This window comes from Nocardioides sp. Root1257 (assembly GCF_001425175.1).
In the GTDB taxonomy this organism is placed as follows: Bacteria; Actinomycetota; Actinomycetes; order Propionibacteriales; family Nocardioidaceae; genus Nocardioides.
Map to the genome: position 1 here is coordinate 117,211 of NZ_LMDV01000002.1, position 12,958 is coordinate 130,168.

The 12,958-nt window shown below is 73.7% G+C and carries 11 protein-coding genes; 3 read left to right on the top strand and 8 right to left on the bottom strand.

Annotation, left to right across the window (positions count from 1 at the left end):
• Positions 1-36: 36 nt before the first annotated feature.
• From ASC77_RS06530 to ASC77_RS06545, 4 genes are read right to left on the bottom strand one after another with little or no spacing between them, the layout of a single operon-like run.
• A complete protein-coding gene (locus ASC77_RS06530) occupies positions 37-954 on the bottom strand; it encodes an aminoglycoside phosphotransferase family protein (RefSeq protein ID WP_056150257.1) in 918 nt (305 codons plus the stop codon).
• Positions 951-1,445, bottom strand: coding sequence for a hypothetical protein (locus ASC77_RS06535; protein ID WP_056150260.1), 495 nt, complete (start codon positions 1,443-1,445; stop codon positions 951-953). The genes ASC77_RS06530 and ASC77_RS06535 overlap by 4 nt, the downstream gene beginning before the upstream one ends.
• A complete protein-coding gene (gene lepA, locus ASC77_RS06540) occupies positions 1,442-3,313 on the bottom strand; it encodes a translation elongation factor 4 (RefSeq protein ID WP_056150262.1) in 1,872 nt (623 codons plus the stop codon). Before lepA ends, ASC77_RS06535 begins: the two co-directional genes overlap by 4 nt.
• A gap of 33 nt (positions 3,314-3,346) precedes the next feature.
• Positions 3,347-3,979, bottom strand: a complete 633-nt coding sequence (locus tag ASC77_RS06545; RefSeq protein ID WP_056150264.1) for a TMEM175 family protein — start codon at positions 3,977-3,979, stop codon at positions 3,347-3,349.
• A gap of 27 nt (positions 3,980-4,006) precedes the next feature.
• Here ASC77_RS06545 and ASC77_RS06550 point away from each other — a divergent pair, with 27 nt between their 5' ends.
• Both ASC77_RS06550 and rpsT read left to right on the top strand, forming a co-directional pair.
• The gene (locus ASC77_RS06550; RefSeq protein ID WP_056150266.1) at positions 4,007-4,972 is read left to right on the top strand and encodes a phosphotransferase family protein; all 966 of its coding nucleotides are present in this window, start codon (positions 4,007-4,009) and stop codon (positions 4,970-4,972) included.
• Positions 4,973-5,101: 129 nt separating this feature from the next.
• Positions 5,102-5,362 carry a 30S ribosomal protein S20 gene (gene rpsT / locus ASC77_RS06555; protein WP_056150268.1) on the top strand — a complete coding sequence of 87 codons (261 nt, stop codon included), beginning with the start codon at positions 5,102-5,104 and terminating at the stop codon, positions 5,360-5,362.
• 109 nt (positions 5,363-5,471) lie between these two features.
• On the opposite strand, the gene holA is transcribed toward rpsT, so the two are convergent.
• Positions 5,472-6,464 carry a DNA polymerase III subunit delta gene (gene holA / locus ASC77_RS06560; RefSeq protein WP_056150270.1) on the bottom strand — a complete coding sequence of 331 codons (993 nt, stop codon included), beginning with the start codon at positions 6,462-6,464 and terminating at the stop codon, positions 5,472-5,474.
• A gap of 106 nt (positions 6,465-6,570) precedes the next feature.
• Here holA and ASC77_RS06565 point away from each other — a divergent pair, with 106 nt between their 5' ends.
• Positions 6,571-8,688, top strand: coding sequence for an OmpA family protein (locus ASC77_RS06565; protein ID WP_056150272.1), 2,118 nt, complete (start codon positions 6,571-6,573; stop codon positions 8,686-8,688).
• A gap of 10 nt (positions 8,689-8,698) precedes the next feature.
• On the opposite strand, the gene ASC77_RS06570 is transcribed toward ASC77_RS06565, so the two are convergent.
• The 3 genes from ASC77_RS06570 to ASC77_RS06580 form a co-directional block, all read right to left on the bottom strand.
• Positions 8,699-10,987: a ComEC/Rec2 family competence protein gene (locus ASC77_RS06570; protein ID WP_235547519.1), complete on the bottom strand. Its 2,289-nt coding sequence runs from the start codon at positions 10,985-10,987 to the stop codon at positions 8,699-8,701.
• A 1-nt stretch (position 10,988) separates the two neighbouring features.
• On the bottom strand, positions 10,989-11,921 hold the full coding sequence (locus tag ASC77_RS06575) for a helix-hairpin-helix domain-containing protein (RefSeq protein WP_056150275.1): 933 nt from the start codon (positions 11,919-11,921) through the stop codon (positions 10,989-10,991).
• A 117-nt stretch (positions 11,922-12,038) separates the two neighbouring features.
• Positions 12,039-12,893 carry a DegV family protein gene (locus ASC77_RS06580; protein WP_056150277.1) on the bottom strand — a complete coding sequence of 285 codons (855 nt, stop codon included), beginning with the start codon at positions 12,891-12,893 and terminating at the stop codon, positions 12,039-12,041.
• Positions 12,894-12,958: the final 65 nt, after the last annotated feature.

The following is a 12,958-nucleotide window of genomic DNA, read 5'->3' on the forward strand; positions in this document are numbered from 1 at the left end:
TGACTGAAACGTTTCCGTGAGCCGGAGTCCTGAAACCTAGTCTTGGACTGCCTTGGCGATGGTGACGCACCGGGTGAGGTAGTCGCCGGTCGGCGTCTGCCGCCGGGTGCCCGGCGGGTCCTGGAGGCGCCACAGCGCGTTGACCACCATCCGCACCACGACCCAGTCGCGGGCCCGGCGCTCGTCGAACCCGGCGACGTCGACCAGGGTGTGGAAGCGCAGGCGGAGGCCGTCGCGGACCCCGCGGGGCGCGCACGCCAGCTCGTCCCAGCGGTTCCAGAGCATCGGCGCGATCTCGTAGTGCGGGTCACCGTCGAGCGGCTTCGGATCGATCGCCAGCCACGGCTCGCGGTCACCGGCGAGCACGTTGGCGTAGTGGAGGTCGGTGTGGATCATCCGCCCCGCGCTCGCCTCGTCGCGGCCGAGGTCGCGGGCGAGCGACGCGGCCTGCTCGACGAGTCGACGGGGCAGCGGCGCGTCCCGCGGCAGGGCGTCGAGCTCCGCGGCCCAGCGCTCGGCGTACGACGCGAGGCTGCGCAGCTGCGGCGGTGCGGGGACGTGCAGCCGGCCGTAGAGCCCCGCGACGACCTCGCACGCCTCGACGTCCCACAGGTCGCCGAGGTCCTCGCGGTGCAGCCGCTCGAGCAGGAGTGCGAACCGGCGCGGGTCCGCGCGGAGGAGCTGCACGGCGCCGCGGCCGTGCCAGTGCTGGAGCGCGAGGTGCTCGTGCTCGGCCTCCTCGTGCGGCCAGCCGACCTTCAGGACGGCCGGACGGCCCGACGGGGTGCGCACGGGGACGACGACGGCGGCGTACCCGTGGGTCGGCTCGCCGTCGACCGACAGCTCCCACTCCCCCACGAGGTCGCCGACCAGCGCCGGCAGCCGGTCGAGGAACGACTCCCACTCCGGCCCGCGAGCGGCGAACGCGAGGAGGCCGTCCGGGAGCCTGATCACGTCGCCCGGATCCAGTGGTCCGGTGCGACCTCGGGCTTGCCGGGCACCGGCTCCTCGGTCTCGACCCAGGCGTCACCCCAGGCCTCGGTGGCGACCACGCGCCAGAACGCGGCGGCGCGGTCGTTGCCGCCCTGGAAGGGGACCTCCCACCCGCCCGGGTGCCGAGACATCACGTCGCGTGCGAAGCGGCGACCGAGTCCGCCGCGGCGCGCGGCCGGGACGACGAAGAACGCCTGCATCGTGCAGGTGCCGGAGCCGACGCCGCGCACCGTGGCGAACGCGACGGGAGCGTCCTCCCCGGTCTGCGGGTGCGGCTGCCAGACGAGGTAGCCGACCCCGTCCGGTCGTGGGTACTCGTCCAGCCAGGCGTGCTGGTAGCGACCGTCGGCGTACGGGAAGCCGTTGACGACGGTGCCCAGGTCGTGGCGGAAGTCCTGCCATAGCCAGGCGACGATCTGCCACTCGTGGTCGGCGACCGGCCGGACGATCACTTCTTGGACTTCTCCGAGGGCTGCGTGGTGGAGAGCGCCGCGATGAACGCCTCCGGCGGGACCTCGACGGTCCCGATGTTCTTCATCCGCTTCTTGCCGGCCTTCTGCTTCTCCAGCAGCTTGCGCTTGCGGGTGATGTCGCCGCCGTAGCACTTGGCGAGCACGTCCTTGCGGATCGCGCGGATGTTCTCGCGGGCGATCACGCGCGCGCCGATCGCGGCCTGGATCGGCACCTCGAACTGCTGGCGCGGGATCAGGTCCTTGAGCTTGCCGGCCATCATCACGCCGTAGGAGTACGCCGCGTCCTTGTGCACGATCGCCGAGAAGGCGTCGACCGGCTCGCCCTGCAGGAGGATGTCGACCTTGACGAGGTCGGCCGCCTGCTCCCCGGAGCGCTCGTAGTCGAGGGAGGCGTAGCCCTTCGTCCGCGACTTCAGCTGGTCGAAGAAGTCGAAGACGATCTCGCCCATCGGCAGGGTGTAGCGCATCTCGACGCGGTCCTCGGAGAGGTAGTCCATGCCCTGGAGGTTGCCGCGCTTGGTCTGGCAGAGCTCCATGATCGTGCCGATGTAGTCGCTCGGCGACAGGATCGTCGCCTTCACGACCGGCTCGCGGACCTCGGCGATCTTGCCCTCGGGGTACTCGCTCGGGTTGGTCACGACGAGCTCCGAGCCGTCGTCCATCACCACGTCGTAGACGACGTTGGGTGCGGTCGAGATCAGGTCGAGGTTGAACTCCCGCTCGAGGCGGTCGCGGGTGATCTCCATGTGCAGGAGGCCGAGGAAGCCGATCCGGAAGCCGAAGCCGAGCGCGCCGGAGGTCTCCGGCTCGAAGGTCAGCGCCGCGTCGTTGAGCTGGAGCCGCTCGAGCGCGTCGCGCAGCGTCGGGTAGTCGTCGCCGTCGATCGGGTAGAGGCCGGAGTAGACCATCGGGTTCGGGTGCTTGTAGCCGCCGAGCGCGTCCGTGGCGCCGTTGTGCTGGCTGGTGACGGTGTCGCCGACCCGGGACTGGCGGACATCCTTCACGCCGGTGATCAGGTAGCCGACCTCGCCGACCCCGAGGTCGCCGGCCTTCACCGGCTCGGGGCTGATCACGCCGACCTCGAGCATCTCGTGCACGGCGCCCGTCGACATCATCTTGATCCGGTCGCGGTGCGTGAGCTTGCCGTCGACGACCCGGACGTAGGTCACCACGCCGCGGTAGGTGTCGTAGACGGAGTCGAAGATCAGGGCGCGCGGCGCCGCGTCGGCGTCACCGACCGGGGCCGGGGTCTGCTTGACGATCTCGTTGAGCAGGCCGGGCACGCCGACGCCGGTCTTGGCGCTGACCCGCAGCACGTCGGCGGGGTCGCAGCCGACCAGGCCGGCGAGCTCCGCGGCGTACTTCTCCGGGTTGGCGCCGGGCAGGTCGATCTTGTTGAGCACCGGGATGATGTGCAGGTCGGCGCCCATGGCGAGGTAGAGGTTGGCGAGGGTCTGCGCCTCGATGCCCTGCGCCGCGTCGACGAGCAGGATCGCGGCCTCGCACGCCTCGAGCGAGCGGGACACCTCGTAGGTGAAGTCGACGTGGCCGGGCGTGTCGATCATGTTGAGCACGTAGGTGCCCGGCTCGGCGCCCTCGTCGTTGTCGGCCGGCACCGTCCAGGGCATCCGGACGGCCTGGCTCTTGATCGTGATGCCCCGCTCGCGCTCGATGTCCATGCGGTCGAGGTACTGGGCGCGGGCGGCCCGCTCGTCCACGACACCGGTGAGCTGGAGCATCCGGTCGGCGAGCGTCGACTTGCCGTGGTCGATGTGCGCGATGATGCAGAAGTTGCGGATGATCGCGGGGTCGGTCTGCCCCGGGCGGGGCGCAGCAGCGTTGGGCACAGACGTCTCTCGGGTCACGTACGGGGGGCGTCGTCATTCTCCCACAGAGGTACGCCGGTCGCCGCGTCCGCGCAGCCGCCGCCACCCGTCCGCCACCCGGTCCGCGACGAGCAGGAGCAGCAGCGGGAAGTAGCTGGTCTGCGGAACGGCGAGGGTGACCACCAGGGCGAGCGCGAGCATCGCGACGTTGGCCGCGCCGTTGACCGGATCGGCGTCGTTCTGTCCGTCGGTCAGGGCGGGGTGACGCTCCACGTAGGCCTCGACCAGCGTCAGGAGGACGACCGAGAGCACCATCGTGCCGATGTAGAGGACCTTGGTGGCCCGGTCGTCGGCCGACTCGGCGACCAGCGCGGTCGGGAACGGGAGGAACACGATGGTCAGCGCCCAGAGCAGCAGCAGCTGCGCGACCCTCCGGTCGTAGCCGAGCACGTGCCGGACCGCATCGTGCTGGACGAACCAGAGCCGCGCGATGACCGCGAAGCTGAGCAGGAAGGCCCAGATCTCGGCCTGGTTCTCGCGGAGCAGGTCGGCGACAGAGCCGTACTCCTCGATGTCGGCCGTCAGCTCGACGAGGGGCAGCACCAGCAGCGTGATCGCGATCGCGACGATCGCGTCGATGAACGTGATGAACCGCTCGAAGCCGCGGTCCCGCTCGGTGTCGGACACAGCCGCAGCGTAGTGAAGGATTGGGACATGCCCGCAGCACCTGTCCCGACGACGATCCCGCACGGCCGCACGGCGCGGCGCCTCGAGTGGTCACACCTGCCTCCGCAGATCCGGGCTCTCATCTCGCGGAGGTGCGGCTCGCCCGTTGTGGATGCCGCCTCGCAGGGTGCGGGCTTCACCCCCGGCTTCGCCTCGGTGCTGACCTGTGAGGACGGGTCGCGGCACTTCGTGAAGGCCGCGTCCGTGCGGGCGCAGCGGATGTTCGCCGAGGCCTACCGCGAGGAGGCCCGCAAGCTGGCACTGCTGCCACCGACCGCGCCCGCCCCGCGACTGCTCTGGTCGCTCGCAGACGAGGACTGGGTGGTCCTCGGGATCGAGCACGTCGACTCGCGGCCCCCGCGCCGGCCGTGGCAGGTCGCCGACCTCGCCGCCTGCCTGGCCATGACCGAGCAGATGGCGGACGGCCTGACACCCGCTCCGGCCGGGGTCGACGGCGAGTCGTTCGTCGCCGAGTTCGCCGACTGGCCGGCGTACTGGGAGAAGGTGCGCGCCGACCTCCCCGACCTGCCGGGTCTCGCCGAGCACCTCGACGACGCGGCCGCCCTGGCCGCTCGCTTCGCCGAGGTCGCGGACGGCACGACGCTGGTGCACACCGACATCCGCGACGACAACCTGCTGCTCGCCGCGGACGGCCGGGTGCTGCTCTGCGACTGGAACTGGCCGGTCGTCGGCGCCGCGTGGCTGGACACCGTCTTCCTGATGATCGGACCGCGCGGCGACGGCCTGGACGTCGACGCCGTCCTCGCCGCGGCTCCCCTGACCCGGGACCTGCCCGCCGAGTCGATCGACGTCGTGATCGCCCTGGTCACGGGATACTTCCTGATGTCGGCGGCCCAGCCGGTGCCCCCGACCTCGCCGTACATCCGGGACGCGCAGCGGTGGCAGGGCGAGGTCTGCTGGCGCTGGCTCGCGGAGCGTCGTGGCTGGCTCTGAGCGGGCCGGCCACGGTTTTGGCGGTATCGAACCCCACTGCTAACGTTGTCCGTCGCGCCACGAGTGGTCTCACCGTGCGCGCACCCCGACGTAAAACGACCGAACCATCATCGACGCGAAGGCACACCAGTGGCGAACATCAAGTCCCAGATCAAGCGCAACAAGCAGAACGAGAAGGCGCACGAGCGCAACAAGGCCGTCAAGACCGGCCTGAAGTCCGCCGTCCGCAAGTTCCGCGAGGCCGCCGAGGCCGGCGACAAGGACCAGGCCGTCAAGCTCGGCCAGGACGCCGCCAAGAAGCTCGACAAGGCCGCCTCCAAGGGCGTCATCCACAAGAACCAGGCCGCGAACCGCAAGTCCGCGATCGCCAAGAAGGCCGCTTCGCTCTGATCCACCCCGCCGCCCTCACGGGCGGCACGTCGGTCGTTTCCACTGACCCGTCAGATCTCAGATCTGGCGGGTCAGTGTCGTCTCCGGACCTTTGTCGAGCGGGGATCGACTAGCGGGGATCGCGCAGCGCGGTCACGGTGAGCACCAGCCGCTCGAGCGTGTACGACGCGTCGCTCGCGGCGCCCTTGATGTCGGCGTCGGCCCGGGCGATCGCCTGGATCGCTCGGGCGATGCCGCCGTCGGACCAGCCGCGGGACTGGTCGCGGATGGTGCGCAGCTTCCACGGCGGCACCCCCACCTCGCGAGCCAGGTCGGCCTCGCGCATCCCGCGCGGCGCGGACCTGTAGCGCGCCACCCCGCGGGCGCCGCCGGCGAACGCGGACGTGACCAGCACCGCCGCCGTACCGCCGTCGAGCGCCCAGCGCAGCTCCTCCAGCGCCTCGGTCCGGCGCCCCCAGAAGGCGGCGTCGGCGACCGCGAACGACTTGGCCTCGGCCCGGCCCCCGAAGTACTGCTTCACCTTCTCGGCGGTGATCGACTGGCCGGCGAAGTCGCTGGTCAGCTGGTCCGCTGCCGCCGCGAGCGAGCGCAGGTCCTGCCCGACCGCCTGCACGAGGAAGTCGGCGGCGTCGGGATCGATCGTCGCCCCGTGACCCCGGACCTCGGAGGCCACGAAGCTGGGGTACTCCGACGGGCGCAGCTCGCCGGACTTCGACTCCGTGACGGTGTCGATCTTGCGCAGCTTGGTGAGCGTGCCACTGCCCTTCTGCCCGCCGCCGTGCACGAGCACGAGCGCGACCTCCTCCGACGGGGCGGCGGCGTACGCCAGCAGCCCGTCGACCGACTCTTCGGGGAGGTTCTCGAGGCCACGGACCACCACGCACCGGATGCTGGAGAACAGCGAAGGCGCCGCCAGCTCGCCCAGCGTCGCCAGGGAGAGGTCCGAGCCGACCGTCTCGGAGAACTCCGACTCGGAGTCGAAGTGCCGGACGCTGTCGCGGACCGCTGCGACGGTGCGCTCGTTGAGGAACTCCTCCTTGCCGGTCACCAGCGTGACCCGACCGAGGACGTCTGCCGCGCGCGGCTGTGAAGGACCTGCCATGGTGCGGCAAGCCTGCCACAGCGCACCGACGTCCGGAGCGCTGGTCGGTGCGGGGCGATTCAGCCGTTTCGCTTCACCGGGACCGCGTCCGACCGATGGAGGTGAGGTGAACCGTGTCCTCGCCGCTGCCCTCCTGCTCGCCCTGTCGACGCCGATGCTCGGTGGTGCGCCGGCCGAGGCGGCCCCAACAGGAGTCCCGGTCGCCGGCCCCTGGGGCATCGCGGTGGACCCGACCGCCGACACGGCGTACGTCGTCGGTCGCTCCACGAACTCACTGCGCGAGATCGGCGGCGACGGCACGGCCGGCGCGACCGCCCCCGTGGGCAGCTTCCCGCTCGGCGCGGCCTACAACCCGGTCAACGGCTACGTCTATGCCGCCAACTACAGCAGCGGCAGCGTCACCGTCGTCGACCCGAGCACGATGACCGTGGTCACCACCGTCGCGACCACCGGTCTCGGTGCCGTCGGCTCCAACCCCTACTGGGTCGCCGTGGACGAGACCACCGGCACCGTCGTGGTCAGCTTCTACTCCGCCGGGGCCACGATCGGCGTGATCAACCCGGTCACGCACGCCCTGACCTCGCTGGCCCTGCCGGTCGGCCAGAGCGGCGACTCGCACGTCGGCGCCGCGGTCGACTCCGTTCGGCACGTCGCCTACGTCTCGGACTCCACCGCGGGCCTCGTCGACGTCGTCCCGCTGTCCGGCGCAGCACCGTCGACGATCGCCGTCGGCGGCAGCCCGGCCGGTCTCGCGTACGCCGACGGGCGCCTCTACGTCGGCTTCGCGTCCGGCACCACCCTCAAGGTCGTCGACGTCGACCACGGCAACGCCGTCACATCGGTGCCGGTGGGCAACACGCCGTCCGGCGTGGCCGTGGCGCCGGGATCCGACGCCGTCTTCACCACCAACAACGGCGACGGCACCCTGTCCGTCGTCGACGGCCGGACCGGCACGACCACGAACACGATCACCCCGAACGCCGTCAACGACTACCTGACCTGGCCCGCCGTGGACCCGACGCACCGTCGCCTCTACATCGGCGACTTCACCGCCGGCCGGGTGCTGATCGCCTCCCCCTCCGACACCGCCGTCGCGACGACGCTCACCCTGACGCCCTCGGCGAGCACCGCCCAGACGGGCGAGACCGTCACCTGGACCGCCACCCCCTCGACCGGCACCGAGCCGGTCACCTTCTACGACACCACCTCCGGCTCGACCGCGCTCCCCGGCTGCACCGACGTGCCCGTCGACGGGGGCACCGCGACCTGCACGGTGGCGTACCCCACGGCCGGATCCTTCACCGTGACCGCGCGCTCCGCCGAGCGGATATTCCTCTACGAGGCGGCCTCCTCGGCGCCCGGCGGCGTGACCGTCACGGCTCCGTCGATGACGCCCACCCCGACGCCGACGCCGACCCCGACCACCTCGCCCACCGCACCCGCCCCGGCAGCGCCGGCCCTGCACGGCCCGAGCTCCCGCCACCTGCCGACCGGCGAGGTCGGCGCGCGGTACGCGGGCCGGCTCACCGCGGTGGGAGGCGTGCGGCCCTACACCTTCGCGGTCACCGCCGGGAGCCTGCCGCCCGGCCTCGGGCTGACGGCCGGCGGCCGGCTCCAGGGCCGTCCGACCCGTCCCGGCGCGCGCACGGCCACCGTCGAGGTGACCGACGCCGCTGGCACCACCGCCGAGCGCGACCTCACGATCACGGTCCGGCGCGCCACGGCCGCCACCCTGCCGGCGATCGACCGCGCGGGCCAGGTCGCGCCGCCGACGCACCCGACGTCGTACCGCGGGCCGGAGCGTCGTACGACCGCCTGGCGGGCGACCGCCGGCGGGGTCGACGCCTATCCGGTGCAGCGCATGCGCGGCCGCGACCTGGTGCGCGGCGAGGCCGCGACGCTCAGCGGCGACGGCCTCTTCGCCTTCGACAGCGCGCGGCTGACCGCGACCGGGCGGGCCCAGGTCCGGGCCCTCGCCGTCGTCCTGCGGGCCCGGGCCCGGGCGGTGCGCTGCGAGGGCTTCACCGACTACGCCGGCTCCCGCCGGCACGAGCTGGTGCTCTCCCGCCAGCGGGCGGCGGCCGTCTGCTCCGCACTGGTGCGGATGCGCGCCGGCGTCCGCGCGTCCTCGATCGGCTACGGGCCGGACCGCCCGGCCGTCGTCGGAGGCAGCGCGACCGGCCGCAAGGAGAACCGCCGCGTCGTCGTGCTGGTGACCCGCTAGCCCGTTCCTCTCAACGGGTCGCCGTGGCCAGGTCGCCGCGCTCGACGACGACCGCGAGGTCGCCCTGCTGGTCGGTGCGGAGCACCCGGGTGCCGGCGGCCTCGAGGGGGGCCAGGGCGGCCTCGGCGGGGTGGCCGTAGTCGTTGTCGGCCCCCACGCTGACCAGCGCGACCCGCGCCCGCAGCGACAGCAGCCACGGCTCGTCCTGGTAGCGGCTGCCGTGGTGCGGCACCTTCAGCACGTCCACCGTCAGCCCCGGCAACGCCTGCGCGAGCGCCGCCTGCCCCTCCGGCTCGACGTCGCCCGTGAGCAGGATCCGGACCCCGTGCACCTCGGCCAGCAGCACCACGCTGGCTTCGTTGGCCGTGCTGCCGTCACCGGGTCCGGTCGTCGGAGCCCCCGGCGGCGGCCAGAGCGCCTGGAGGGTCACGGCGCCGATCCGCCGGGTCGCGCCGTACGGCGCCGGGCTGGGTGTCAGGCCTGCCTCCCCAGCCACCGAACCGACCTCGCCGACACCGCCGGGCGGGTCGAGCAGGGTCGTCGTCTCCACCGCACCGACCTGGCGGTCCTCGAAGACCCCCGACAGCCCGTCGACGTGGTCGGCGTGGAAGTGGGTCAGCACCACCAGCGGCACCTCCTCCACGCCCAGCCCGTCCAGGCAGCGGTCGACCGCGACCGGGTCGGGGCCGCTGTCGACGACGACGGCGGCGCCGGGCCCGGCGTTCAGGACGAGTGCGTCGCCCTGCCCGACGTCGCAGGCCACCAGCACCCAGCCCGGTGGCGGCCAGCCCGGCGACGGCGGCCGCACGCACACCGCCAGCACGACCAGCAGGCAGCAGCCGACCCCGGTGACGGGCCTGCGGAGGAGGAACGGTCCGACCACGGCGATCGCCACGACGACGACCGTCAGGACGCTCAGGGCGAGCACGCCGGTCCCCCACTCCAGCGCCGCGGTCGGCAGGGCCGCGCCGCGGGTCGCCACCGCGATGATCCACGCCACGCACCACCCGGCCAGCGTCCCCAGCAGCCGCCCGACGGCCGGGAGCACCAGACCCACCAGCCCGGCGACCAGCCCGAGCACCGTCGCCGGGCCGACGACCGGCGCTGCCGCGAGGTTGGCCACGACGGCGACCAGGCTCACTTGTCCGGACAGCCCGGCGACCACCGGGGTGCAGGCCAGCTGCGCGGCGGACGGTACGGCGATCGCCTCGGCCGCCCACCGGGGCAGCCACCGGGCGAGCGCGTCCCGCCACCCCGGGGCGAGCAGGACGATCCCGGCGGTGGCCAGCACCGAGAGAGCGAAACCCGCCTGCACCGCCAGCCCCGGTTGCACGAGCAGCAGCACCACGACCGCCACGCCCAGGGCGCGGGCGCCGCGACGCCGACCGTCGGCACCGAGGGCGAGGAGCGCCACCGATCCCATGACGGCCGCACGCAACACGCTCGGCTCGGTCCGGGCCAGGAGCACGAAGCCGACGATGCCCAGCGCACCGACGACGAGCAGCGACCGGCCACGCAGCCCGGCCCAGCGCGCGAGCACGAGCAGGAAGCCGACCACGAGCGTGAGGTTGGTGCCCGAGACCGCGAGCAGGTGGGTCAGCCCGGTCGTCCGGAAGTCGTCGGCGAGGGTCTCGGCCAGCCCCGCGTCGTCGCCGTCGACCAGCGCCGGCACCAGCGCGCGCTGGTCGGCCGGCCGGTGGGCGACCGACTCCCGGATCGCGGCTCGCACCGCCGCGGCGCCGCGCCACCACACGTCCGGGGCGGCGACGACCTCGGGAGGGCCGCGCGCCGACAGCACGGCCGCGAGGTCGTCGTCGTCCGCCGGGCCGAGGCGACCGGTCGCTCGCACCCGTGCGCCCAGCGGCACGTCGAGCCAGTCGGCATCCCCGATCACCACGACCGGCGCGGCGGTCGCGTAGGTCGAGCCGCGGCCGGTCACCTGACGGAGCTCGAGCCGGGTCACCACCAGGTCGCCGTAGCGGGCCGAGACCTTCCGCGGGTCGGACCGGACGGTGCCGACCACGCGGACCACGGCGCCGTCGGCGGCGAGGACGCCGACCGGGCTGTGGTCGACCTGGTCGAGCCGGAGCACGGTGACGGTCCCGGCGGCTGCGAGCACCAGGAGCGCCCCGACCGCCGTGCGCGCCGTCGCGACCGCGACCCGCCGACGCGCCAGCCAGACCGCGCCGAGGCCCGCGACCAGGGTGAGGAGCGTCCACCACCCCACCCACCGGCCGAGGCCCGCCCCCGCCCAAGCCGCGCCGGCGAGGGCGAGCATCCGCAGGTCGGGCCGGTCCACCTCAGACCGTCACGTAGGGGGTGATCTGGGCGAGTGTCGCGTCGCCGATGCCGTCGACCTCGAGCAGCTCGTCGACCGACGAGAAGCCGCCGTGCTCGGTGCGCCACGCCAGGATCGACTGCGCGGTCACCGGCCCGACCTCGGGCAACGCCTCGAGCTCCGACTGCGTGGCCGCGTTCAGGTTGACCAGCGGCCCTCCCGGGGCGCCGGCGGTCGCCGCGGTCGCGCCCCCGGCCGGTGCGGCCGGGCCGCCCACGACGACCTGCTCGCCGTCGACGAGCACCCGCGCGAGGTTGAGGGACGAGAGGTCCACGCGCGGTGGTGTCCCGCCCGCCGCCTCGAGGGCGTCGACCACCCGGGCACCCACGTCGAGGACCACGATGCCGGGATGGCGCACCTTCCCGGTCACGTCGACCGTCACCGAGGTGGCCGCGACGGTGCCGGCCGTGCCGGACGTGCCCGCCGCGGCCGGAGACGCGTCCGCGAGCGGCGCGGCTGCCCCGGACACCGACGGCCCGGTCGGCGCGACCGGCGCTTCCAGGCGCTCCGGATCGCCGCGCACCAGCCACCACCCGGTCACGGCGAGGCCGACGGCCACGAGCACGGCGACGATCGCGAGCTGGCTCGGACCGAGCGCGACCCGGCCCCGCAACGCGTCCGGCAGCAGGCCCGGTCCCGAGCCTCGTCGCGCCGCGTGTCGGCCCACGGCCGGCACGACCGGCGGCAGCTCGAGGGGCTCGTCCGACCGGGGCTCCGGGAGCGGGTCGGGCACCGCCCGCAACGGTCGGATGCGGGTGTGGTCCGCCAGCCAGGGCTCGTCAGCGGCGGGTCCCGGGGGCTCGTCCGGGCGGGTCTCGGCGAGCTCGGCGGTCAGCGATGCGAGCCGCCGGGCGACAGCCTCCCGGTGGTCGGCTCGAGGTCGGAGAGAGGTCATGCCGCGACGCTAGGCAGCGTCACCGACCGCGGGACGAGCAGCGGCGTACGTCTGTGGAGAACCCGGTGCCGACCGGCTCCTGTGGACGGTTCCTGGCTGCGGCGCGACCCGACGGGCCTACGGGCGCGGCGCCACGCAGACGGCGATCATGCCCGGGCCCACGTGGGCGCCGAGCACCGCGCCGAGCTCGCCGCACCAGACCTCGCGGCCCTCGAGGTTCTCCTCCAGACGCGTCGCCAGCTTCTCGGTGAGCACGCCCGCGCGGTCGGGGTTGGCGAGGTGGGCGACGCACACGTCGACCGGCACGTCGCCGGCGCGCTGCACGGCCAGCTCCTCGAGCCGGGCCAGCGCCCGGGTCGAGGTCCGGACCCGCTCCAGCGAGGCGACCTTGCCGTCCTCGATCTGGAGCAGGGGCTTCACCGCCAGGGCGCCGCCGAGGAGCGCCGCGGCCGCGCCGATGCGCCCGCCTCGGCGCAGGTACTCCAACGTGTCGACGTAGAAGAGCGAGGACGACGCGGCCGCCCGCTCGCGCGCTGCGGCCGCCGCCTCATCGGCCGTGCCACCCGCGTCGACGACGTCCGCAGCCGTCAGCGCCGCGTACCCGGTCGCCACGCCCACCTGGCGGCTGTCCACGGGGATCACCCGCACCGAGGCGTCGCGGGCGGCCAGCTGTGCCGACTCGAAGGTGCCGCTCATGTCTCCCGAGAGGTGCACCGACACGATCTCGGTCGCGCCGTCGCGAGCCGCCTGCTCGTAGACGTCGAGCAGCATGGCCGGGCCCGGTCGCGACGTGCTGACCGGGCGCCACTCCTTGAGCGCGGCCGCCACCAGCTCGGGCGTCGCACCGTCGGCCCCCTCGTCGTAGACCGTCGCGCCGATCACGACCTGGAGAGGTACGACGACGATCCCTCGCTCCGCCGCCAGCTCCGGCGGGAGACTCGCGGTGGAGTCGGTGACGATCGCGACCGGCATGCGGGGAAGGGTACCGGGGCAGAACTCGGGTGCCTGGCGTCCGTCCGACCTCTAGGCTGCGCGGA

What these genes read in the sequence shown, in the direction of transcription:
- ASC77_RS06550 (WP_056150266.1), top strand. Translation starts at nt 4,007, where the DNA reads ATGCCCGCAGCACCTGTCCCGACGACGATCCCGCACGGCCGCACGGCG.
- holA (WP_056150270.1), bottom strand. Translation starts at nt 6,464, where the DNA reads ATGGCAGGTCCTTCACAGCCGCGCGCGGCAGACGTCCTCGGTCGGGTC.
- ASC77_RS06575 (WP_056150275.1), bottom strand. Translation starts at nt 11,921, where the DNA reads ATGACCTCTCTCCGACCTCGAGCCGACCACCGGGAGGCTGTCGCCCGG.
- ASC77_RS06580 (WP_056150277.1), bottom strand. Translation starts at nt 12,893, where the DNA reads ATGCCGGTCGCGATCGTCACCGACTCCACCGCGAGTCTCCCGCCGGAG.